This window comes from Streptomyces sp. NPDC050263 (genome assembly GCF_040655955.1).
Classification (GTDB): domain Bacteria; phylum Actinomycetota; class Actinomycetes; order Streptomycetales; family Streptomycetaceae; genus Streptomyces.
This window is the reverse complement of record NZ_JBFAKW010000068.1, coordinates 1-22,208: the sequence shown is the minus strand read 5'-3', so window position 1 is coordinate 22,208 and position 22,208 is coordinate 1. Positions and strand designations below refer to the sequence as shown.

General features: G+C 70.3%; 20 protein-coding genes and 2 pseudogenes. 14 read left to right on the top strand and 8 right to left on the bottom strand.

Annotated features, from left to right (window positions below; genetic code table 11):
* Window positions 1-13 precede the first annotated feature (13 nt).
* The 4 genes and pseudogenes from otnK (at window position 14) to AB0J04_RS27200 (ending at window position 3,692) form a co-directional block, all read left to right on the top strand.
* Window positions 14-1,288 (top strand): 3-oxo-tetronate kinase, encoded by a 1,275-nt coding sequence (gene otnK / locus AB0J04_RS27215; protein ID WP_363171178.1) that lies wholly within the window; start codon window positions 14-16, stop codon window positions 1,286-1,288.
* Window positions 1,285-1,917, top strand: a pseudogene (gene otnC / locus AB0J04_RS27210) (3-oxo-tetronate 4-phosphate decarboxylase); the annotation flags it as partial. The gene otnK and the pseudogene otnC, both read left to right, overlap by 4 nt.
* A gap of 60 nt (window positions 1,918-1,977) precedes the next feature.
* Entirely contained in the window at window positions 1,978-2,469 is a 492-nt protein-coding gene (gene rraA / locus AB0J04_RS27205) for a ribonuclease E activity regulator RraA (RefSeq protein ID WP_363171198.1), read from the top strand.
* A gap of 68 nt (window positions 2,470-2,537) precedes the next feature.
* Window positions 2,538-3,692 carry a DUF475 domain-containing protein gene (locus AB0J04_RS27200; RefSeq protein ID WP_363171177.1) on the top strand — a complete coding sequence of 385 codons (1,155 nt, stop codon included), beginning with the start codon at window positions 2,538-2,540 and terminating at the stop codon, window positions 3,690-3,692.
* 123 nt (window positions 3,693-3,815) lie between these two features.
* Here AB0J04_RS27200 and tnpB read toward each other — a convergent pair whose 3' ends face one another.
* Together tnpB and AB0J04_RS27190 are read right to left on the bottom strand one after the other, a co-directional pair.
* On the bottom strand, window positions 3,816-4,940 hold the full coding sequence (gene tnpB / locus AB0J04_RS27195; RefSeq protein WP_363171197.1) for an IS607 family element RNA-guided endonuclease TnpB: 1,125 nt from the start codon (window positions 4,938-4,940) through the stop codon (window positions 3,816-3,818).
* 48 nt (window positions 4,941-4,988) lie between these two features.
* Complete coding sequence (locus tag AB0J04_RS27190) at window positions 4,989-5,585, bottom strand: TetR/AcrR family transcriptional regulator (RefSeq protein WP_363171176.1); 597 nt, start codon at window positions 5,583-5,585, stop codon at window positions 4,989-4,991.
* Window positions 5,586-5,721: 136 nt separating this feature from the next.
* Here AB0J04_RS27190 and AB0J04_RS27185 point away from each other — a divergent pair, with 136 nt between their 5' ends.
* The 3 genes from AB0J04_RS27185 to AB0J04_RS27175 all read left to right on the top strand — a co-directional run bounded on the left by AB0J04_RS27185 (window position 5,722) and on the right by AB0J04_RS27175 (window position 8,487).
* The gene (locus AB0J04_RS27185) at window positions 5,722-6,636 is read left to right on the top strand and encodes an NAD(P)-dependent oxidoreductase (RefSeq protein WP_363171175.1); all 915 of its coding nucleotides are present in this window, start codon (window positions 5,722-5,724) and stop codon (window positions 6,634-6,636) included.
* The gene (locus AB0J04_RS27180) at window positions 6,633-7,415 is read left to right on the top strand and encodes an enoyl-CoA hydratase/isomerase family protein (RefSeq protein ID WP_363171174.1); all 783 of its coding nucleotides are present in this window, start codon (window positions 6,633-6,635) and stop codon (window positions 7,413-7,415) included. Before AB0J04_RS27185 ends, AB0J04_RS27180 begins: the two co-directional genes overlap by 4 nt.
* A 64-nt stretch (window positions 7,416-7,479) precedes the next feature.
* Window positions 7,480-8,487 (top strand): MBL fold metallo-hydrolase, encoded by a 1,008-nt coding sequence (locus AB0J04_RS27175; RefSeq protein ID WP_363171173.1) that lies wholly within the window; start codon window positions 7,480-7,482, stop codon window positions 8,485-8,487.
* 80 nt (window positions 8,488-8,567) lie between these two features.
* Here the strand turns inward: AB0J04_RS27175 and AB0J04_RS27170 are convergent, their stop codons facing one another.
* Both AB0J04_RS27170 and AB0J04_RS27165 read right to left on the bottom strand, forming a co-directional pair.
* Window positions 8,568-8,939 carry a DUF5110 domain-containing protein gene (locus AB0J04_RS27170; protein WP_363171172.1) on the bottom strand — a complete coding sequence of 124 codons (372 nt, stop codon included), beginning with the start codon at window positions 8,937-8,939 and terminating at the stop codon, window positions 8,568-8,570.
* A 46-nt stretch (window positions 8,940-8,985) separates the two neighbouring features.
* Window positions 8,986-9,441: an Lrp/AsnC family transcriptional regulator gene (locus tag AB0J04_RS27165; RefSeq protein ID WP_363171171.1), complete on the bottom strand. Its 456-nt coding sequence runs from the start codon at window positions 9,439-9,441 to the stop codon at window positions 8,986-8,988.
* Between the two features lie 243 nt (window positions 9,442-9,684).
* On the opposite strand from AB0J04_RS27165, the gene AB0J04_RS27160 reads away from it, so the two are divergent.
* The 3 genes from AB0J04_RS27160 to AB0J04_RS27150 all read left to right on the top strand — a co-directional run bounded on the left by AB0J04_RS27160 (window position 9,685) and on the right by AB0J04_RS27150 (window position 12,902).
* A complete protein-coding gene (locus AB0J04_RS27160) occupies window positions 9,685-9,810 on the top strand; it encodes a hypothetical protein (RefSeq protein ID WP_363171170.1) in 126 nt (41 codons plus the stop codon).
* 589 nt (window positions 9,811-10,399) lie between these two features.
* Window positions 10,400-11,752, top strand: coding sequence for an MFS transporter (locus AB0J04_RS27155; protein WP_363171169.1), 1,353 nt, complete (start codon window positions 10,400-10,402; stop codon window positions 11,750-11,752).
* 172 nt (window positions 11,753-11,924) lie between these two features.
* Window positions 11,925-12,902 carry a nitronate monooxygenase family protein gene (locus AB0J04_RS27150; RefSeq protein ID WP_363171168.1) on the top strand — a complete coding sequence of 326 codons (978 nt, stop codon included), beginning with the start codon at window positions 11,925-11,927 and terminating at the stop codon, window positions 12,900-12,902.
* Between the two features lie 62 nt (window positions 12,903-12,964).
* Here AB0J04_RS27150 and AB0J04_RS27145 read toward each other — a convergent pair.
* Window positions 12,965-13,102 (bottom strand): annotated as a pseudogene (locus tag AB0J04_RS27145) (LuxR C-terminal-related transcriptional regulator); the annotation flags it as partial.
* Between the two features lie 389 nt (window positions 13,103-13,491).
* Here AB0J04_RS27145 and AB0J04_RS27140 point away from each other — a divergent pair.
* Window positions 13,492-14,676 carry an acetyl-CoA C-acyltransferase gene (locus tag AB0J04_RS27140; RefSeq protein ID WP_363171167.1) on the top strand — a complete coding sequence of 395 codons (1,185 nt, stop codon included), beginning with the start codon at window positions 13,492-13,494 and terminating at the stop codon, window positions 14,674-14,676.
* A gap of 36 nt (window positions 14,677-14,712) precedes the next feature.
* Here AB0J04_RS27140 and AB0J04_RS27135 read toward each other — a convergent pair whose 3' ends face one another.
* Entirely contained in the window at window positions 14,713-15,546 is an 834-nt protein-coding gene (locus AB0J04_RS27135) for an amidohydrolase family protein (RefSeq protein ID WP_363171166.1), read from the bottom strand.
* Between the two features lie 42 nt (window positions 15,547-15,588).
* Window positions 15,589-16,452: a LuxR C-terminal-related transcriptional regulator gene (locus AB0J04_RS27130; RefSeq protein WP_363171165.1), complete on the bottom strand. Its 864-nt coding sequence runs from the start codon at window positions 16,450-16,452 to the stop codon at window positions 15,589-15,591.
* Between the two features lie 294 nt (window positions 16,453-16,746).
* Between AB0J04_RS27130 and AB0J04_RS27125 the strand changes: the two genes are divergently transcribed.
* Window positions 16,747-17,526, top strand: a complete 780-nt coding sequence (locus AB0J04_RS27125) for an enoyl-CoA hydratase/isomerase family protein (RefSeq protein WP_363171164.1) — start codon at window positions 16,747-16,749, stop codon at window positions 17,524-17,526.
* Window positions 17,527-17,650: 124 nt separating this feature from the next.
* The gene (locus AB0J04_RS27120) at window positions 17,651-19,294 is read left to right on the top strand and encodes an AMP-binding protein (protein ID WP_363171163.1); all 1,644 of its coding nucleotides are present in this window, start codon (window positions 17,651-17,653) and stop codon (window positions 19,292-19,294) included.
* 16 nt (window positions 19,295-19,310) lie between these two features.
* Here the strand turns inward: AB0J04_RS27120 and AB0J04_RS27115 are convergent, their stop codons facing one another.
* Window positions 19,311-21,152: a GAF domain-containing protein gene (locus tag AB0J04_RS27115; RefSeq protein WP_363171162.1), complete on the bottom strand. Its 1,842-nt coding sequence runs from the start codon at window positions 21,150-21,152 to the stop codon at window positions 19,311-19,313.
* A 131-nt stretch (window positions 21,153-21,283) separates the two neighbouring features.
* Here AB0J04_RS27115 and AB0J04_RS27110 point away from each other — a divergent pair, with 131 nt between their 5' ends.
* Complete coding sequence (locus tag AB0J04_RS27110) at window positions 21,284-22,108, top strand: class II aldolase/adducin family protein (protein ID WP_363171161.1); 825 nt, start codon at window positions 21,284-21,286, stop codon at window positions 22,106-22,108.
* Window positions 22,109-22,208 lie beyond the last annotated feature (100 nt).

Here is a 22,208-nt window from a genome sequence, read left to right as displayed (position 1 = left end):
GAGACCCCCGACCATGACCCTGCGCATCGGCTGCATAGCCGACGACTTCACCGGCGGCACCGACGTCGCCGCCGCCTTCCGGCGTGCGGGCCTGCGCACCGCCCTGGTCTTCGGCACCCCGGACGACGCCACCGCGCTCCCCCCGGACTGCGACGCGGCCGTGGTCGCCCTGAAGTCCCGTTCCACGCCCGCCGGCGATGCGGTCGCCGACTCCCTGGCAGCCCAACGCTGGCTGCGGGTCAAGGGCGCCGCACAGGTCTACTTCAAGTACTGCTCCACCTTCGACTCCACCCCGCAGGGCAACATCGGCCCGGTGACCGACGCGCTCATGGACGCCGCCGGTGCCGCCGTCACCTTGCACTGCCCGGCCTCCCCGCCCAACGGGCGCACCGTCTACCAGGGGCATCTGTTCGTCCACGACCAGTTGCTGTCCGACTCGCCGCTTCGCCACCACCCCCTCAACCCCATGACGGACTCCGCCCTCGTGCGCCTGCTGTCCGCACAGACTCACCACAAGGTGGCCCTGATCGACTGGGCCACCGTGCGCCGCGGGGTCGACGCCGTCCGCGACGCCGTCGCGGCCCACCGGCAGACCGGCGTCCGGCACATCATCGCCGACGCCCTGACCGACGACGACCTCGCCGTCCTGGGAGCCGCAGCCTTCGAACTGCCCGTCGTCGCCGGGGCCGCGGGCCTGGCCGAGGGGCTCGGGCACGCCTACCCCGCCTGCGGACAGGCCGCCGCCGAGCCGCTGCCGCGCGGGGGACGCGCGGCCGTCCTGGCCGGCAGTTGCTCGGCCCGCACTCTGGAACAGATCGCCCAGTTCTACGCCGCCGGCCTGCCGTCCCTGCATCTCGACGTCCTCGCCGCCGCCACAGGACGCGATGTCACCGGCGAGGCAATGGCCTGGTACGACGAGCAGGATCCCGACCGGCCCGTCCTCATCTATGCCTCCGCATCACCGGAAGAACTCGCCGCCGTGCAGGCGCAGTTGGGGGTCACCCAGGCCGCTGCGCAGGTCGAGGAACTCCTCGGGACCCTCGCCTCCCACCTGGTCGAGCGCGGCGTCCGCCAGCTGCTCGTCGCGGGCGGGGAGACCTCCGGCGCCGTCACCACCGCCCTCGGCGTCCGGGCTGTCCTCGTGGGCGAGGAAGCCGACCCCGGCGTGCCCTGGACGTACGCCGCCACCAAGAACGGCGACCTCGCCCTCATGCTCAAGTCCGGCAACTTCGGCGCCCCCGACCTGTTCACCCGCGCCCTCGTCGCCACGGCCGAGGACACCGAGTGACCGCCTACACCGACGAGAAGGCCGCCCGCGCGCTGATCGTGCGCACCGCCCGCTCCCTGTTCACCCGCGGCCTGACCCACGGGTCCACCGGCAACCTGTCCGTCCGCCTGGCCGACGGCAGCCTCCTGCTCACACCCACCGGATCCAGCCTCGGCACCGTCGAGGAAACCGAGCTGTCCCGAACAGACCTGAACGGCAAGCATCTCGACGGCCCCCGGCCCACGAAGGAGGCGTTTCTGCACGCCGCCTTCTACCGGGCCCGACCAGGCGCCCACGCGGTCGTGCACCTGCACTCCACCCACGCCGCCGCCGTCTCCTGCCTGGACGACGTGAACCCGGACGACGCCCTTCCCCCACTCACCGCGTACTACGCCATGCGCGTGGGCACCCTGCCGCTGCTGCCCTACCACGCCCCCGGCGACATCAGCCTGGAACCGCTCGCCGAGCGCACAGCCCGCACCCACCATGCCGTCCTCCTCGCCAACCACGGCCCCGTCACCGCCGGCGCAAGCCTGGAGGCGGCCGCCGACGCGATCGAGGAACTGGAGGAGACCGCCAGACTCCACCTCCTCCTACGGGGACACACCACCCGCTCCCTCACCCCCGAGCAGGCTGCCGCGCTCGCGCCCACATCCCCCCGACGGCCGGATGACAGCGGGCGCGGCAGCCCCGAGCGAAGGAAATCCCCAGTGCCCCAGCACCTCACCCCCGTCCCCACAGCCGACCTCGTCGACCGGTACGGCACCGAACTGCGCGTCTGCGACCTGCAGTTCCGCCAGTTCGGCGCCCACCGCAGCTTCGCCGGCCCCGTGCGCACCGTCTCCTGCGACGAGGACAACGGCCTGTTGCGCGACCTGCTGCGCACCCCCGGTGACGGTCATGTCCTCGTCGTCGACGGAGGCGGTTCCCTGCGCACCGCCCTGGTCGGCGACCTCATCGCCGGCGCCGCCCAGGACAACGGCTGGGCCGGCCTCGTCCTGCACGGCGCCGTCCGTGACAGCGTCGCCCTCTCCGGTCTCCGGCTCGGCATCAAGGCGCTGGGCACCATTCCCCGCAAGAGCGCCAAGGACGGCACCGGAGCCGTCGACGTCCCCGTCACCCTCGGCGGCGTCACCTTCCACCCCGGGGACGTCCTGCACGCCGACGACGACGGCATCGCTCTCCTCCCCGAGAACACCTGACCACACGGCGCGAGGGAACTCCCTCTCGGACCCCGTCCGAGAGGTGCCCCCACACGATTGGGTAGCCAGTGCTTCTGAAAACCTTCGGCTGGTCGTTCGCGGTCACCGCACTCGGTCTCGCCGCAGCGGCCTTCTACGGGGGGTGGACCGCCTTCGGCGTCGTGGCGATCCTCTCCGTCCTGGAAATCTCTCTGTCCTTCGACAACGCGGTGGTCAACGCGGGGATCCTGAGGAAGATGGATGCCTTCTGGCAGAAGATCTTCCTCACCGTCGGTGTGCTGATCGCCGTCTTCGGCATGCGCCTGATCTTCCCGGTCGTCATCGTGGCGGTCAGCGCTCAGCTCAACCCCTGGGACGCGGTCGACCTGGCGCTGACCGACAAGGACCGTTACCAGCAACTGGTGACCGACGCCCACCCGGCGATCGCCGCCTTCGGCGGGATGTTCCTGCTGATGATCTTCCTGGACTTCGTCTTCGAGGACCGGGACGTCAAGTGGCTGGCCTGGATCGAGCGCCCGCTGGCCAAGCTGGGCAAGGTCGACATGCTGTCGGTCTGTGTCGCCCTGATCGTGCTGCTCGTCTCCGCGACGACCTTCGCCGCTCAGGCTCACCAGTACGGCGGCACACAGGTCGACAAGGCGGAGACCGTGCTGCTGTCCGGTATCGCCGGCCTGATCACCTATCTGATCGTCGGCGGCCTGTCCGGCCACTTCGAGAACAGACTCGAAGAGGAGGAGGAACGCGAGCAGGAGGCCACGGAGAAGGATGAGGAGGAGGCCGACCGCACCGGCAAGCCCCGCTCGGCGGTCGCACTGGCGGGCAAGGCGGCGTTCTTCATGTTCCTCTACCTGGAGGTTCTGGACGCCTCCTTCTCCTTCGACAGCGTCATCGGCGCCTTCGCCATCACCAACGACATCGCCTTGATGGCCCTAGGACTGGGTATCGGCGCGATGTACGTGAGGTCGCTGACGGTGTACCTCGTGCGCCAGGGCACCCTCGACGACTACGTCTACCTCGAGCACGGCGCGCACTACGCGATCGGCGCCCTGGCCGTGCTGCTGCTGGTCACCATCCGGTACGAGATCAATGAGATCATCACCGGACTCGTCGGAGTGGTCCTGATCGGCTGGTCCCTGTGGTCCTCCGTCCGCCGCAACAAGGCACTGGCCGCGAGCGGGAGCGCGAAGGACGAAGAGAACGCGGAGATCTCCGCCCTGGCATGAACAGAGTGTCTGAGGAGCAGCCGACATGTGAGGCTGAGGCTGATCCTTTGGAGTGGACACTGTTGCCGAGACCGTGGTCAGCTCTCAGCGTTCCGGACGTTTCCGCCCGGAAGGTCCGTCTCGTCACCAGAGCGTGAGGGCTTCGGCTTGAGTACGGTCTCTCGCTTCCGTCTGCCGCTGGTGCGGCAGGGTTGCGCCACCTGCCCGCCCCGCCTCCGCCTTGCGGCGGGGGCGGGTGGTGCGGGTCTTCTGGTCGGCTCCACGAGGCTTCGACACCGATTGGGTGTCCTGGTCTCCGGCCACTCCGGTACCAGTTGTTGCCGCTGCCGCGAGCGCGGCGAGGTTGAGTGCGGCGTTGTCGTCCCGGTCGATGACCAGGCCGCAGGCGTCGCACTGGTAGGTCCTCACGTGCAGCGACAGTTTGGCTTTCACCGCGCCGCACCCGGAACAGGTCTTCGAGGAGGGGTACCAGCGGTCCGCCGCGATGGTGCGGGTGGCGTGGCGCTGGCGGGTCTTGCAGGTGAGCCGGCGGCGGATCTCCCCGAACCCGGCGTCGGCGATCCTTCGCGCGAGACGCCGGTTGCGGAGCATCCCGGCGACGTTGAGGCCTTCGACCACGACCGTGCCGTACTCGGCCGCCACGGCGGTGGTGAGCTTGTGCAGGGCGTCTGCGCGGAGGTTGGCCACCCGGTGATGCACCTTGTTGCGGGCGGCGTTGGCCTTCTCCCACCGCTTCGACGGCTTCTGCCCGGTCCGCCGGTCGGGGCCCTGGCGTCGGGAGACGACGCGGGAGGCGCGGCGCAGCTGCTTGCGTGCCCGGTCGTAGTGCCCGGGATTCGCGATGGTGCGGATCTCGCCGGTGCTGTCGGCCATGACCGCGAGGGCCTTCACCCCGAGGTCGATACCGACCGCCACGTCCGGCCGCGCCACGCGTTCGAGGTCCCGCTTGACCTCGGCCTGGAACGAGACGAACCAGCGTCCGCGCTCGTACCGCACGGTCGCGGACAGGATCCGGGCCGTCCCGGCCTGGACGCGGGCGAGGAGCTTCACCGTGGGCTCGTCGGTGCGGATCATGCCCAGCCGGGGCAGGGTGACGTGACGGCCGTCAGCGTCCACGCGGATCACGCCGGTGGTGAACCGGCAGGCAAGGCGCGCCTTGCGCTTCGACGTGAACCGCGGCGCACCCATCCGCTTGCCGCGCCGCTTGCCCCTTCCTGGATCTTCAAGATCACAGGAACGGGTGTCCAGGTGGGAGGCGTGCGGCCGCCTCCCCGCCGGCCTCGACAGGGCGACCGGTCAGCCCGGCTTGCTCACCGCCGAGTCGAGGAGCGGGCCGAGTTCATGGGCCACGGTCGTCAGCGGGCGTACGTGCTGCTCCGCCCGGGCCATGAGGATGGCCCCCTCCAGGGCGCTGATCATGAGCGTGGCGAGCGAGCGTGCCCGTTCCTCGGGCACGTCCATGTCGATCAGGGCTTGTGCCACCGGGCCGGCCCAGGCGGCGAACGCGTCGGCCGCGACTTCGCGCGTGGAGACGACGGCCTCCGCGCAGTCCACCGTCGCGGCGGCCACGGGGCAGCCGCCCGCGAAGCCGGCGCGCTCGTACTCGTCGGTCCACTGGCGCACCATCTCGCCGAACAACCCGCTGGGGGTCGGCTCGTCCAGCACGGCAAGGAAGTGGACGACGCGGGCGCCGGCGTACCGGCCTGCCCAGCTCACCGCCTCATTGACCAGCTGTTCCTTGCCGCCGGGAAAGTAGTGCTGGAGCGAACCACGCGGTGCGCCGGCATGGGCGGCGACCTCGCGCATGCCGGTGGAGGCGACCCCGTCGCGCCGGATGAGCTGCGCCGCGCTGAAGACCATCCGCTCGCGCGGCCCTCGTTCGGCCACCGCCATTTTCGACCTCCACCGTCGTGACGCGAGTGTTGCTCCCTCATCTTATGACCGCCGTCATAGGATGAGCTATCATGACCGCCGTCATAGTCGGACACGGCGGTTCGGCCTCGGGACGAGTCAGGAAGGACCGTGCATCGTGTACGTCGGTTTCATCGGCCTGGGGGTCATGGGGCAGCCCATGGCCCTCAACCTCGCCCGCGCGGGGACGCCCCTCGTCGTCTGGAACCGGACCCCGGCCAGGTGCGAACCCCTGCACGCCGCCGGCGCCGAGGTCGCGGCGAATCCCGCCGAGGTCTTCGACCGGGCCGAGACCGTGATCCTCATGCTGGCCGACCAGGCCGCGATCGACGCGGTGCTGGGGCGTGGCACCCCGGACTTCACCGCGCGCGTCGCCGGACACACCGTCGTCCACATGGGTACGACCTCGGCCGAGTACTCGGGCGGTCTGCGGGACGACATCAGGGCGGCGGGCGGGAGATACGTCGAGGCCCCGGTCTCCGGTTCCCGTGTCCCGGCCGAGCAGGGCGAGCTGGTGGGGATGCTGGCGGGGGACGACGACACCGTGTCCGCCGTACGGCCGCTGCTGGCTCCCATGTGCCGGGAGACCTTCGGCTGCGGAGCGGTCCCAGGCGCGCTGCTGATGAAGTTCTCGGTGAACCTGTTCCTGATCGCCTTGGTCACCGGCCTCGCCGAGGCTTTCCATTTCGCCGACCGCCACGGACTCGACCAGCGCCTCCTCCGGGACGTCCTGGACGCCGGGCCGATGGCCAGCGCCGTCTCCCGCGTGAAGGCGCCCAAGCTGGTCGCCCGCGACTTCACCGTCCAGGCCGCCGCCACCGACGTGCTGAAGAACAACCGCCTGATCGCGGAAGCCGCCCGAAAGGCGGACCTGGCCTCCCCTCTTCTGGACATCTGCCACACCCTCTACGGCGAGACCGTGGCTCGGGGCCACGGCGACGAGGACATGGCAGCCGTGATCCGCGCACTGGAGGCCCGCACCGACGGCGTGCACCTCCACGGTTCGCCCGACACCGAAGGAGACCGAGCATGAGCTGGACGATCGAGCGGCGCGGCCGCGTCGCCGTGGTGACGATGACGACGAACCCGGTCAACGCGCAGAACCGCGCCTTCTTCGCCGATCTGCACGAGGCGTTCGACCGGCTCGAAAGCGATCATGCGGAGTCCCCCGTCGTCCTGACCGGCACGGGCGCCCGGTTCTCCGCCGGTCTCGACCTGGGCGAGCACTTCCCGCTCTTCGCCGGCGACCCGGCCGCCGTCGCCGCCTGGTTCCGGGAGTATCGAGCGACGAACATGCGGCTGTTCACCTACCCGCGCCCCACCGTCGCCGCGGTCAACGGGCACGCCTTCGCCGGAGGACTGATCACCGCCGGCGTCTGCGACTACCGGGTGGCCGTGGCCGATGGGTCGGCGCGGTTCGGGCTCAACGAGGTGCCGATCGGCATCCCGATGCCCGCGGTGTACGTCCGCATGCTCGCCCATGCCTGGGGCGATCCGGTCGCCGCCCGTACCTGCCTGCTCGGGGAGATCTTCACCCCGGATCAGGCGCATGCGCTGGGCATGGTCCACGAGCTGGCCCCGGCCGGGGAACTGCTGGAGCGAGCCGTGGCCGTCGCCGAGAAGACGCCCGAGGACTGCATCGAGCAGTACGCGTTCACCAAGCGGGCCTGTCAGGCCGCCGCCCTGCGCGACATCGCCGAACTCGCCGACCCGCTGGACGGCGAACTTCCGGCCGGGATGACGAGCGGTCAGGCCCGCCACGCGCACCGGCGCTACTGGCAGGAACTCAAGGGCCGCCCGGCACAGTGGTGAGCGGGCGACACCTGGTGCACGCGGAACTGCACGCCGATTCGCCTGCTGCTCAGGGAGGTTGTTGATGAACGGCAGCGACGACGAGCGGCTCCCAGCGTGGGTGACCTGGCGGCGAAGGCTGTTCCCCGATGCCAACCTGCTCCTGCTGCCCGGCCGGCGCCCGGCCCTGGTCGACAGCGGATTCGTCGGTCACGCGCAGGAGACGGCAGCATGGGCACGCGCCCGCGCCGGGGCCATCGCGCTGGTCGTCAACACGCACTGGCACTCCGACCACGTCGGGGGCAATGCGCTGCTCCAGGCACAGGGCGCTGGTGTGGCGGCGAGTGCCCCTGACGCCCAGGCCGTTGCGCGCCGCGATCCCGGGTGCTGTCTGGCGGAGTACCTGGACCAGCCGGTCAGCCCCTACACCGTCGACGAACCGCTCCACGACGGACAGGTCCTGCGGCTCGGCGACACCGACTGGCAGGTGATCCGCACGCCCGGGCACACCCCCGGCCACCTGTCCCTGTGGCAGCCGGAGGAACGGCTGCTGGTGGTCGGGGACGCCCTGTCGGACTACGACGTCGGCTGGGTGAACCTCGCCCTCGACGGACCCGACGCCGCCGCCACGGCACTCGCCTCCCTGCGCCGGATGGCCGATCTGTCCCCACGCGTGCTGCTGCCCTCCCATGGGCCGATCCCGGCCGATCCCGGCACCGCGTTCGCCACGGCCCTGCGCCGCGCCCGGCGCCTCGTCGACGACCCTGCCGGGGCGGTCTGGTACGGCGCCCGCCGGATCTTCGCGTTCGCCCTCATGATCCGCGAGGGGATTCCCGTCGCCGACGTCGAGCCCTACCTGCACGCACGGGCGTGGCTGGCCGACGCGGCACGGCTGCTGGGCAGGACATCCGAGGCACTCGCCGCCGAGCTGGTCGAGACGATGCTCCGCAGCGGTGCCGTCGTCCTGCGCGACGGGCGGCTGCACGCGTCCGCCGAGTACACGCCGGTCGCGGCGGAATCCCTGCGGGTGCCGTTCCCCCGCGCCTGGCCGACGACAGCGCCGGCGCGAGCCGAAGCCCCGAATCCGCAGTGACGTCCGGCGGTGGCACGGACGCCGAGCGGTCATCGCGAACGCCCGCCGTCCGTGCAGGCGCGAGGCGAGGAGGTCGGATTTCATGAGGCGGGTCGGCCCGACCCGAGGCCGCCGCTTGTGCCCACCACGACCGTGCGGAAGTCCCGGTGTGCAGGGATTCCGGTCCCTGCACCGGTGGGTGTCTCGACGAAGAATCGTGCCTCGGCGTCGGTCCGGTGCAGTGACGTGTACGTGAACTCGCCTTGCTCGTAGCCGAATCCGTCACCGGCATCGTCGTACAGGTCGCACCGGCCGTCGACGCCCCGTCGTGCTGACCTGGGTCGGGCTGTCCGGGCCGGCAGCGCTACGGACCGGCCACTCGCCCGGCCGGCCCGCGCCGTGGTCCGCTTCCCGGGGGGCCCGGCCTCCGGCCGGTCGAACGTCGGGTGCCGGCTGCCCGGCCGGCGGGACATGTGGTTGCCGACATCGCCCGAGCGTGTGCCGCCCGGCGTGCCCCGGCTACCGCTCGGGCAGCGGACGGTCGGTGACGACGTGCTTCATGACCAGGGTGGACGTGAGCCGCTGGACGCCGGGAAGGGCGGCCAGGTGGTGGTCGTAGAGCTGCTGGAAGGCTGCGAGGTCGGCCGTGACCACGCGCAGGAGGTAGTCGGGCTCCCCGAACAGGCGCTCGGCCTGGATCACGTGCGGTACGGCACCGACGGCCTTCTCGAAGGCGGTGACGGTGTCCGGCTCCTCCCAGCGCAGCGTGGCGAAGACCAGGGCCTCGAAGTTCAGGCCCACGGCGCCCCTGTCCACGATGGCGCGGTAGCCGATGATCGCGCCTGACCGTTCCAGGTCTCGCAGGCGTCGGTGGCAGGGCGAGACACTGAGGCTCACGCGGGCGGCCAGTTCGGTCACGGTCAGGCGGCCGTCTCGCTGTAGCTCGGTAAGGATCTTGCGATCCAAGTCATCCATGAGGAAATTATGCTCCAGAATCGTACGGATAAGGGAGATATAGAAATACTTCCCCGTCAGTTCGGGCTGGTTTTCCCATGGGGAGGAGGAATGGAAGAAGGGGTGATTGATCATGATTTCAAGCACTTTGTGTGCTTTTCCAGGGGTGGACCCTCTTCCGGTGTTCACCCCTGGGCGGAGTGGGCGTGCGTGATCTCGGCACGGCTGCGGGGTCGGTCGTTGGCTCCCGCGGTGGCGGGGCCGGTGGCAGGACACGCCGGGTATGCCCTGCTTGCCGCGGCGGGCCTCGTGGTGATCGTCGCCGGCTCTACGACTCCGCTCACCGAGCTCACGGCTCTCGGGGCCGCCTGCCCGACGTGGCTCGGCTGACGGTTCTGCGGTCGCCGGTCGCCGGTCGCCCTCAGCGTCTCCATGGAGGCCATGGCCTCCTCCCGCCGCCAGGTCATGCTGAAGCGCCGGCATCAGCGGCCTGAACCCCAAGGCGCTGCTGCTGTATTTCTCTTTGTTCCCCCGGATCATCGACTCTGCGGCGGGCTTGCCGGTCGCGGTTCGGACCGGCATCTTCGGGACGTTGCACATGGCGCTCTGCGCCGTCGTCCCCCTCGCCGTCGGATGCTGTTCCGCACCGTGCCGCAGACCCGGCCGACGGCGGCGCGCGCCGACACCCGCGTCCGCGGTGTCATGACGATCATCGGCGGGTTCCTCCTCGTTGGGCGGCTGGGCGGCTGGGCGGCTGGGCGGCTGGGCGGCTGGGCGGCTGACGGCTGGACCCGACCGGGATCCGCTGGGTCCGGAGGTATTTCGTCCTGTCTGCGGACCGCCGCCCCCCAAAGGGGATGTCCACGCGTACGACCCACTTTGGAAGGTTCCCGCGGGTGCGAACGCGGGCTCAGACTGCTCGCCACCCCTCAGCCCCGACCACCCAGGTGCGGGGCGTGCCGCTGAGCAGGAGACGCCGATGTCCCCGACCACCGATACAGCGACCGAGAGACCGCCCAAGGCACTGATGCGCCGCATCGCCATGGCCAGTTGCGTGGGTACCACGATCGAGTTCTACGACTTCTTCATCTACGGCACCGCTGCCGCTCTGGTCTTCCCGACGGTCTTCTTCCCCGCCCTCGGCGGGGCCGCCGGCAGTGTCGCCTCCTTCGCCACCTTCGCCGTGGCATTCGGCGCCCGCCCCCTCGGAGCCATGATCTTCGGTCACTTCGGTGACCGGATCGGCCGCAAGAAGACCTTGATCAGCACGCTGTTGCTGATGGGTGTCTCCACCTTCCTCATCGGCCTCCTTCCCGCAGCCGGAGCCGTCGGCGTGAGTGCGCCCATCGCGCTGATCGTGCTCCGGATCGCCCAGGGTCTGGCCGTCGGCGGTGAGTGGGCCGGCGCCACTCTGCTGGCGGCGGAGTACGCCCCGGCGGGCAAACGAGGCCTGTACGGAGTCTTCCCGCAACTCGGTCCCGCCCTCGCCTTCGCGCTGTCGAACATCACCTTCCTCACGGTGAACCTGTTCGTCGGCGAGACCTCGGGCGCCTTCATCGCCTACGGCTGGCGCATACCCTTCATCGCCAGCGGTCTGCTCGTGCTGCTCGGTCTCTACGTCCGGCTCAAGGTCGAGGAAACGCCGGTGTTCACCCGGCAGCGGACGCAGCCCCGGAACACAGGCGCGGTTCCGGTCGTCAGCGTCTTCTGGAAGCAGCCTCGCGAACTCCTCCTCGCCGCCGGTTCGCTGGCCATGATGTTCGCGTTCTTCTACATCGGCACCGCCTTCCTCACCGCCTACGGCACCGCCGCGATGGGACTCAGCAGAGCCTCCGTACTGTCCATCGGCATCCTCGCGGCAGTGGTCTTCGGCGCGGCGATCGCCCTCTCCGGAATCTGTTCCGACCGGTTCGGCCGGCGCAAGGTGGTCCTCGCCTCGTGCGCGCTGTCGGTGCCCTGGGCGCTGCTGCTGTTCCCGCTGCTCGACACCGGTTCCGCGGCCGCCCTCGCCGTCGGCCTCACGGTCACCCTGGCGATCATGGGGGTCTCCTACGGTCCGGTGGGCGCCCTGCTGCCGGAGATGTTCCGGACGCAGTACCGCTACACCGGCGCCGGCATGGCCTACGCCCTCGCCGGTGTCATCGGCGGCGGTACCGCGCCCATCCTGGCGGCGCACCTGGCGGCGAGCGGCGGCGGCGCGGCCATCGGTTGGATGCTCGCGGGCTTCGGTCTGCTCAGTCTGCTCTGCACGGTGGCCCTACCCGAGACCCGTCAGCGGGCCATGGAACAGACGGCGACCAGCCCCGCCGTCGCGGCGGCCGAGATCGCCTGACGCGGCGGGACGCGACCAGGATGCCCCGGCCCCGAACGGCTCCTCGTCCGCCGCCGCGTGGAACCCGTACCGGTCCGCCTCCGGCATGCCCCCATGCCGGTGGCGGACCCGTCACCAGGTGCCGCAGTCACGGGTTGCCGACTGCGGCACGCCACATCAAGAGAGGTTCAACATGTTCAGGACTGCGTTCACCGAGACGTTCGGCATCGAGCACCCGGTCGTCTGCGGTGGCATGACCGCGGTCGGGAAGGCCGAACTGATCTCGGCGGTCGCGAACGCCGGCGCGCTCGGATTCCTCACGGCACTCACCCAGCCGACACCGGAGGACCTCGCCAAGGAGATCGCCCGCACCCAGGAGATGACCGACAAGCCGTTCGGCGTCAACCTCACCATCCTGCCCACCATCAACCCGGTTCCGTACGACGAGTACCGCGAGGCGATCATCGAGGGCGGAGTGAAGATCGTGGAGACGGCCGGCAGCAACCCCGCGCCGCATCTGCCGAGCTTCAAGGCCGCCGGGGTGAAGGTGATCCACAAGGCCGTGGCGGTGCGCCACGCCGTCAAGGCCGAGCAGCTCGGTGTCGACGCGGTGAGCATCGACGGTTTCGAATGCGCCGGCCACCCGGGGGAGGACGACGTTCCCGGCCTGATACTCATCCCCGCCGCCGCGCGGCAGCTGACCATCCCCATGATCGCCTCGGGAGGCTTCGCCACCGGGGCCGGCCTTGTCGCGGCCCTCGCGCTGGGCGCGTCCGCCGTGAACATGGGCACCCGGTTCGTCGCCACCGCCGAGGCCCCGGTGCACGAGAACGTGAAGCGGCAGATCGTCGCCAACGACGAGAGGTCCACCCAGATCGTGTTCCGGGAGTTCCGCAATTCCGCGCGGGTCGCCCGCAACAGCGTCTCCGAGGAGATCGTCGAGATCTCCCGACGCCCGGGCGCGACGTTCGGGGACATCGCCCACCTGGCGTCGGGGCAGCGCGGGCGCGCGGAAGTTCTGGGCAAGGGCGACATGGACGGCGGTCTGTGGTGGGCGAGTCAGGCACAGGGGCTTGTCCACGAGGTCTCCAGCTGCGCCGACGTCATCGACCGGATCATGGCCGACGCGCGTGGCCTGGTCACTCGGCGGTTGCCGGAACTCGTCGTGTGAGGTCCTGAGACACGGGGCGACGCCGTCTCGACAAGATCGGCTGCGGCCGTGCCTCCGGGCGCTCACCGGACCGGACCGCTTCGGCGCGCCACGAGGACGGCCTGGACGCGGTTGTGGGCGTGGAGCTTGCGCATCGCGGTCTTCAGACAGGACTTGACCGTGTTGGGCAGCAGCCCGAGTGCCTCGGCTGTCTCGCGGTTGCGCATTCTGCGCGCCGCGACGAGCGCGTTCCGTGAAGCCGCCCGGCGCGATGCCGAGGCGGGGGAGCGCACCGTACGCAAAGTCGTCAGCATCACCTCGATCGCCGGGCTCGGCCGAAACGTGGGGCGAGGACGGCGCTGGAGGCGGGCATCCCGCTCGGCCGCGCGGGCACGCCCACGGACGCGGCGAACGCCGTCTACCTCTTCACCATCCCCGAATCCGACCACATCACCGGTCAGGTCGTCCCGACCACATCACCGGTCAGGTCGTCCCGACCACATCACCGGTCAGGTCGTCGTCGCGGGCGGCGGCCTCGTCATCTGACCATGTTCGGCCCCGGGACCACGCACACCACACGCGCACCGTCTGCATCACGGAGGAAGAGGAAATGCCAGGATCCGTCATCATCGGCGGGGCGAGAACCCCCATCGGAAAGCTGCTCGGCGCACTCTCCGGACTGCCCGCACCTCAACTGGGCGCCGCCGCCATCGCAGCAGCGGTCCAACGCGCCGGCATCGCCGCCGACCAGGTGAACGCCGTCGTCATGGGAACGGTCGTCCAAGCAGGCGTAGGGCCCAACCCGGCCCGTCAGGCGGCCCACGCGGCGGGGCTGCCGCTGCATGTGCCCGCCACCACGGTCAACAAGCTCTGTCTCTCCGGACTGCACGCGGTGGCCCTCGCAGACCTTCTCGTCACCGCGGGACAGCACGATGTGGTCGTGGCAGGCGGGATGGAGTCGATGAGCCTGGCCCCGCACCTCCTGCCCGGCGCCCGCCGAGGCTTCGGGTACGGCGCCGTGGACATGACGGACTCGCTCGACTCCGACGCCCTGGTCTGCGCCTTCGACGGCATGCCGATGGGCGCGGCCACCGAGCGGTACCAGGCCGCACTCGGCATCTCCCGCCAGGAACAGGACGCCTTCGCGGCCCGCTCGCACCGACTGGCCGCCGAGGCCGCCGCCGCAGGCCGGCTGGCCGAGGAGATCGTCCCGGTGGCGGTACCGGCGAGGGGCGGCGATGTCACCGTCCGCACCGACGAAGGGGTGCGTCCCGACACCACCGAGGAGTCCCTCGCGCGCCTGCGCCCGGCCTTCTCGACCGACGGAACCATCACCGCCGGCTCCGCCTCGCAGCTGTCCGACGGAGCCTGCGCGCTCGTCGTCACCAGCCGCGAGCACGCCGAGCGGCTCGGCGTGGAGCCACTGGCGGAGATCGGCGCGTACGGCAGCGTCGCGGGCCCCGACCCGTCACTGCTCCCACAGCCGGCCAACGCGGTCCGTGACGCGCTGAGCCGGTCACGTGGACCCGCACCGGCCGGTCTCGACCTGCTGGAGATCAACGAGGCGTTCGCGAGCGTCGCTGTGCAGTCGGTGCGTGACCTCGGCGTCGACCCTGACCGGGTGAACGTCAACGGCGGCGCCATCGCCCTCGGCCATCCCGTCGGGATGAGCGGGGCGCGGCTGATCCTGTCGCTGGCCCTGGAGCTCCGCCGCCGCGGAGGCGGCACGGGAGTGGCCGCTCTGTGCGGGGGCGGCGGGCAGGGAGACGCGCTGCTGCTGCGGGCGCTCTCATGAGCGCCGCCGGCGCCGCCCGCGCGGCGGGGACCGCGGTCAAGGCTTCAGGCCGAACACCCTGGCGGCGTTGTCGTGCAGGAACGCCTGCTCGGTCGGTTCGTCCAGGCCGAGGGAACGCAGCTCGGCCAGGCAGTCGGCGGCAGGCCAGAACGGGTGGTTGGACCCGAACAGGACCTTGCGACGGCCGTGCCCGCGCAGGTAGTCGACCAGCGCCGCGGGATAGCGGGCGCAGGTGTAGGCCGAGGTGTCGATGTAGACGTTGGGGTACTTCGTGGCCAGGGAGATCATCTCGTCCAGCCAGGGAACCCCGATGTGGCCACCCACGATGCGCAGTTCGGGGAACTCCAGTGCCACGTTGTCCAGATGCGGGATCGGCCGGCCAGGCGCGGAGGAGCGGAGCGGACCGGCGTGCCCGACCTGGGTGCAGAAGGTGATGTCGAGTTCGCAGCAGGCGGCGTACAGGGGGTAATAGCGCCTGTCGTCCGGCGGCAGCCCCCACAGCCACGGCAGCACCCGCAGTGCGCGGAAGCCGAGCGTCTCGACACAGCGACGCAGTTCGGCCACTGCCGCCATCGGCTTCGCCAGATCGACCGACGCCACCCCGACGAAGCGGTCCGGGTGCGCCGCACACACCGCTGCCACGTCGTCGTTGCCGATCATCGGGCCGGACGGGCCCCACCAGGCGCTCAGCAGTCCCTGGCCGACTCCGGCCCGGTCCATCATGTCGAGGGTGGTTTCCACCGGCTGCGCGGTCTCCGAGAAGGGGCCTGGTTTCCAGCGCCGAAGAGAGGCGAACATCTCGTCGTCGAGCCAGGTCTGCCCTGGGTGCTGCATCCAGGCGTCGATCACTGCTGCGGGCTGAGAAGACATGTGGGGACCCTGCCGTCCGGGAATCACCGTGTGAAGCGTTCGTCAGCGGATGAGGCCGCTTTGGCGGGCGACGAGGATGGCCTGCACGCGGTTGTGGGCGTGGAGCTTGCGCATGGCGGTCTTGAGGTAGGACTTGACCGTGTTGGGCAGCAGACCGAGGGCCTGGGCGATCTCCCGGTTGCTGAGTCCCTGGGCGACCTCCTGGAGTACGTCGATCTCCCGGGGCCTGAGCATGGCGGGCGCCGCCGGAGCGGCGGGGCCGGGCGCGGGCGCGCATCGACGGCGGACGGCTTCGACCCGCGCGCGCAGGGCGTCGTCCTTGATCTGCCCGGCCAGTTCCGCCAGCTCCCGGGCGATGTCCTGCAGCTCGGCCCGGCTGACCAGCGATGGGGCGGACTCAGGGACGGCGGGGGCCTGCATCAGGGCGAGTCGCCGCCGCACCTCGTCCTCGACGGCGATGTCCCGCTCCAGCCGGCGGACCAGCGGGGTGAAGCTGTCGAACCAGCGGTCGCCGAGGCCCACCTGGGCTCGGGTGGCGAGGTAGACGACGAGCCGTGGCACTCGGTCCACCATGATCGGCAGGACGGCGATGGTCTCGAGCGCCTCGGGCCGGACGGCGTGGTCGTAGACGTGTGAGATGCCCTCCGCGGAGAGGTAGTTGCTCACGGACACCGGGCGGGCGAGCATGAGGGCCTTTCCGCCGAGTCCGGCGCCGGCGCGTACCCGCAGGTTGGCGGCGGAGCGGGTGCGGGCCCCGCACAGTTCGGTGATCTCCAGCGCGCCCGCCCCGGGCAGGACCCGCCCGCCGAACACCATGTCCATGCGGCTGTGGGTGCGGAAATCGGCGAGTGAGCGGGCGAGGAGCCGCGTCTCGATGGTCTTCTGCGGTGTGATCGGCACGGTCATGGCGCACCTCCTTGTGGCATCCGATCGTGAGGCTAGGCGCGGGTCCGCATGTCCGGCAATGGTCTACCCACCAAGGTGGGTGTCTCCCCTCCGACCCACCTTCGGAGGTTCCGGCCGGTCCGCGTCCGGGGTCAGATTCGTCCTCGACCGCGGACCCGGAGGCCGAGCCGGGCGCAGGCAGGGCCGGCGAGTACCGCGAGGTACGCCCGTGCCCCGCCGGCGCCGGCGGGCGCGCGTCGCCCACGGCACCGCCGACACGGCGATTCCCACACCCTCGTGAGCGAAGGAATGGATATGAGCTGGACGATTGAGCGGCGCGGTCGTGTCGCCGTCGTGACGATGAACACCAATCCGGTCAATGCGCAGAACCGCGACTTCTTCGCCGACCTGCACGAGGCGTTCGACCGGCTGGAGCGAGATCACCCGGAGTGTCCTGTGGTGCTGACCGGTACGGGGGCGCGGTTCTCCGCGGGCCTGGACCTGGGCGAGCACTTCCCGCTGTTCGCCGGTGACGAGGCGGATGTGGCCTCGTGGTTCCAGGACTACCGGGCGACGAACATGCGGCTCTTCACGTATCCGCGTCCGACGGTGGCGGCGGTGAACGGGCATGCCTTCGCCGGCGGGCTGATCACCGCCGCGGTCTGTGACTACCGGGTGTCGGTGGCGGAGGGCGCGCGGTTCGGGCTGAACGAGGTCCCGATCGGGATTCCGATGCCGTCCGTGTACGTGCGCATGCTCGCCTACGCCTGGGGCGATCCGGTGGCGGCCCGGACCTGCCTGCTGGGGGAGATCTTCAACCCGGCCCAGGCCCACGCGCTGGGCATGGTGCACGAGCTGGTGCCCGCCGAGGACCTGCTGGAGCGGGCAGTGGCGGTCGCGGGGATGACGCCGCAGGATTGCATCGGACAGTACGCGTTCACCAAACGGGCCTGTCAGAGCGGTGCTCTGCGGGACATCGCGGAGCTGGCCGATCCACTGGACAAGGAACTTCCCGCCGGCATGACGAGTGAGCAGGCACGGCACGCGCACCGGCGGTACTGGCAGCACCTCAAGGGCAGCCAGGCGCCGTGGTGAGACGTGCCACGGCACCGAGGGCGAGGTATCGCGACGAGCCGAGGCGGTACCGGAAGCCGGGCATCCGTCCCCTCGGCTCGGTGGACACGCAGGCGGCGAGATGCCGAGGCCGAGGAGAACGAGTATGGACACCGAGCTGAGCCACGCGACGGGTTCCACCGAGAGGCCGCTGCTGGACACGACGATCGGCGACGACTTCGACCGGACCGTCGCACTGTTTCCGGGACGTGAGGCCCTCGTCGATGTGCCGACCGGGAGACGGTGGACGTATGCCGAGCTCCGCGCCGAGGTGGACGCGCTGGCACTGGCCCTGATCGAGGCGGGGATCGCCCGCGGTGACCGGGTCGGGATCTGGGCTCCGAACTGCGCGGAGTGGGTGATGGTGCAGTACGCCACCGCGAAGATGGGCGCCGTCCTGGTGAACATCAACCCCGCGTACCGCTCCCACGAACTGGCGTACGCCCTCAACCGGTCCGGGATCCGGGTGCTGTTCGCCATGGCGTCGTTCAAGACCATCGACTACGCGGCGATGGCCGAGGAGGTCGCGCCCGGGTGCCCGAGTCTGGAGCGCACGGTGTACCTGGGCGGCGAGGAGTGGGCCGCGCTGCTGCATCGCGGCCGCCTGGCGTCACCGGACCGGCTGGCCGAGGCGCAGAACGAGCTTTCCCCCGACGACCCGATCAACATCCAGTACACCTCGGGAACCACCGGTTTCCCCAAGGGCGCGACGCTTTCTCACCGCAACATCCTCAACAACGGTTACTTCGTGGGCGAGTTGCTCGGTTACGGCGAGGAGGACCGGATCTGCGTCCCGGTGCCCTTCTACCACTGCTTCGGCATGGTCCTGGGCAACCTCGCCTCGACCTCGCACGGAGCCTGCGTCGTCATTCCGGCGCCCGCCTTCGACCCGGTCGCCACGCTCACGGCCTGCGTCGAGGAACGGTGCACGTCCCTGTACGGCGTACCCACGATGTTCATCGCGCTGCTGAACTTGCCGGACTTCGCGTCGTACGACCTGTCGTCGATGCGTACCGGGGTGATGGCGGGATCACCGTGCCCTGTGGAAGTGATGAAACAGGTCACCAAGTGGGCGCCGGAGGTGGCGATCTGCTACGGAATGACCGAGACCTCTCCGACCTCGACGCAGACCACGGCGGACGACTCCCTGGAGCGAAGGGTCTCCACCGTCGGACGGGCGCACCCCCACGTCGAGGTGAAGATCGTCGACCCGGTGACCGGAGAGACGGTGCCGCGAGGACGGTCCGGTGAGCTGTGCACCCGCGGGTACTCGGTGATGATCGGCTACTGGGGCGAGCCGGAGAAGACCGCCGAGGCCGTAGACGCCGACGGCTGGATGCACACCGGCGACCTCGGGGTGATGGACGCGGACGGCTGTCTCGCCATCACGGGGCGGATCAAGGATCTGGTGATCCGCGGTGGCGAGAACATCTACCCGCGTGAGATCGAGGAGTTCCTCTACACCCACCCCGATGTCCTCGACGCTCAGGTGATCGGAGTGCCCGACGAGAAGTACGGCGAGGAGCTGATGGCCTGGCTCCGGCTGCGGGAGGGCGCGGCACCACTCGACGCGGCCGCCGTCCGGGAGTTCTGCTCCGGCAAGCTCGCCCACTTCAAGATCCCGCGGTACGTGCACTGTGTCGACGCGTTCCCCATGACCGTCACGGGCAAGATCCGCAAGGTCGAGATGCGGGAGCGGGCACCGGAGATCATCGGGCCGCAGTCCGCGACGGGAGCCCGGCACACGTGACGCGGCGATGCCCGGGTCAGTCGCGCTTGCGGTCCCATGGGACGACCCGCAGCAGAATCTGCAGGTCAACGGCCCGAGGCGGCTCCCGCCAGCCTCGGCCGAGGACCCTGTCGAGAATGCCGAGGCGCTGGTACAGCGTGTTGACGTGCACGCCGAGCAGCTTCGCGGTGGGCGCGGCGCGCCTGCCCTGGTCGAGATACGTCTTCAGGGTGGCCAGCAGCGGCACACTGCGCTGCTCCTGTTCTCTGACCACCTCGCCGAGCAACGCGTCGAACTGCGCCGACAGCTCGGCCCGACCGGTCGGGTCCAGGAGGACGCGGTACACGCCGAGTTGGTGAGCGGTGGTGGCCGTTCCGGGCTGGTCGAGCGTCAGGAGCGCGTTCACCGTCTGGATCGCCTCGTGATAGCAGCGCACCAGCTGCGCAGGGGCCGAGGCGGGACCGGTGATGCCCACCGTCGCCGTGTGCGCGCCGTGTTTGTTCCAGGCCTTCGCGAGGGACACGGGATCGTCGGTGGGAGCCACGGCGAGGAGCCTCGGCCCGTCGGTGGCGATCACCGTGCCGATCGGCAACGGCAGCGAACTCAGGTCTCTCCTGGCCGCCTGCGCGTCGCCGCAGGGCAGGGCGACGACTACACAGTGAGCACGTGACGGTTCGAGACCGGCGATCCGCATCCGTCGGCGCAGCTCGTCCGGATCGCCGGCAGGCCGGTTCAGGAGATCGACGAGCATCGCGTCACGGGTCAGACGGGTCGCCTCCGCGACGGCTCGTTCGCTGACCACGGCCAGCGCGAGGGCGGGAAGAGCCCGCTCCAGCAGAAGCTGGTCGTCTCGCTCGCAGCCTCCGACGAGAACGAGGGCTCCCACCACGCCCTGATCCGTGCGCACTGCTCTAGCCTGTGCCGACTCGCCGTCCCTCGTGGTGAGTTCGACCTGGTGCGGTCCATCGGCTGTCGCGTCGAAGAGCGACCTGAGGGCGTCCGACACCTGCGGTACCCGCTGCGCGAGCTCCGGTCCGATGTCCGCCCGTTCGTCGATGAATCGCAGTTCGCCGCTGGTCACCCCGGCCATCTCGCGTACCAGCTCCGCCACCCCTCCGCCACGCAGGACGACGTCGGTCAGACGGCGGTCCCAGTGCAGGGCACGCTCCAACTGCTGGTTCGCGTTGGCCAGTTGCGCGGTCGATGCCTCGTAGCGCTCGAGCGCGGTGGCGTTGTCGATGGCCAGTGCGGCATGCGCGGCGAGCGCCGAGAGCAGGGTGACCTCGCTGTCGGAGAAGTGGCGCTCCTGGCGCTTGCAGGCGAACAGGGCGCCCAGCGCCCGGCCGCGGAGCATGAGAGGCACCCCCAGCAGCGCACGGATCCTCTCGGCGCCGGCCACCGCGTCGTGGGGTTCATGAGGAAACGAAACGTCGCTGAGGTAGTCCTCCGTCCAATACGGTTCGCATCGCGTGATCACGATCTCGAACATGCCGGAGCTGCGTGACAGGGGTTGACCTCGCAGCTGAGGGGTCAGCGCCCCCGCCACCGCCTCGACGACGGCATCCTCCGCGTGGAGCAGCGCGAGGTACGTCAGGTCGACGCCCAGGAGCCGACGGGCCTGCGTGGTGATCTCCTGCAGCACCGCGTCCGGGCGACGCAGACTCGTCAACTGGGCGACGATGTCGTTGAGGGCGGCCAGTTCGGAGGCCTGTCGACGTCGTTGCTCAAGCAGCGCGCCGATCCGGAGCGCCAGGCCCGCCTCCCGCTCGACCTGGGACGCGTCCGCGCCCTGCTGGAGCAGTTCGTCGCGATGCCGGGCCATGCGACCGGCCGACGCGTCGGCCAGCAGCAGATCGAGCCATGACGTTGACGTACTCACCACCGACCTCCTTACCGGGCTCGACTTCCGCGAGGCGGCGCGGACGGTATGTCGAGACCGCACACTGTCCTCTCCGGATGCGGTGAGGTCTGCACATACTGCCTGGGCGCCGTCGAAAATACCCTTGGAGCATGACGGAAACTGTGAGCACGCCGGCTGCTCCGGCCGAGCAGCGCGGCCAGGCCAACATCATCAAGCCGGGGATCGGCTTGCCCGCTCCCGCCGAGAACCTCTCGTCCGCCGAGGAGCGCCTGCTGCGGAAGCGGGAACTCGCGGCCGCGTTCCGACTCTTCGGCAAGTTCGGGTTCGGCGAGGGGATCGCGGGCCACGTCACGGTGCGTGACCCCGAGTACCCGGATCACTTCTGGGTCAACCCGTTCGTCATGAGCTTCCACCACATAAAGGTCTCCGACCTGCTGCTCGTCGATCAGAAGGGCGAGGTCGTCGAGGGCCGAGGGCAGGTGAACCTGGCCGGCTTCTACATCCACTCCGAGGTGCACGAGGCGCGACCGGACGTGGTGGCCGCCGCGCACGCGCATTCGCTCCACGGCAAGGCCTTCGCCTCGCTCGGCGTGCCGTTGGACCCCATCACCCAGGACGCCGCGGCCTTCTACCGCGATCACGCGGTCTACGACTACTACGGGGGGCCGGCCGGCTACCGGGAGGAAGGCCGGCGCATCGCCGCCGCGCTGGGCGGCCACAAGGCGGCGATCCTCCAGAACCACGGCCTGATCACCGTCGGGCACAGCGTGGGCGAGGCGGCCTGGTGGTTCATCACGATGGAGCGGTCCTGCCAGGCCCAGCTCCTCGCCATGGCGGCGGGCAAGCCCCTCTCCATCGACCACGAGACCGCCGAGTTCGCGCAGCGTGAGGTCGGCACTCATTACGCGGGCTGGCTCAGCTTCCGGCCGCTGTGGGAGCAGATCATCCGCGAGCAGCCGGACCTGTTCGACTAGCTATAGCTAGTGCCGCGGCAGGCAACGTTCGCCCCGTCGCGACGCCCGGCACGCACTCTCGCCGCACCGGCCGAAAGCCCAAGTACGTCCAGTACGAGGA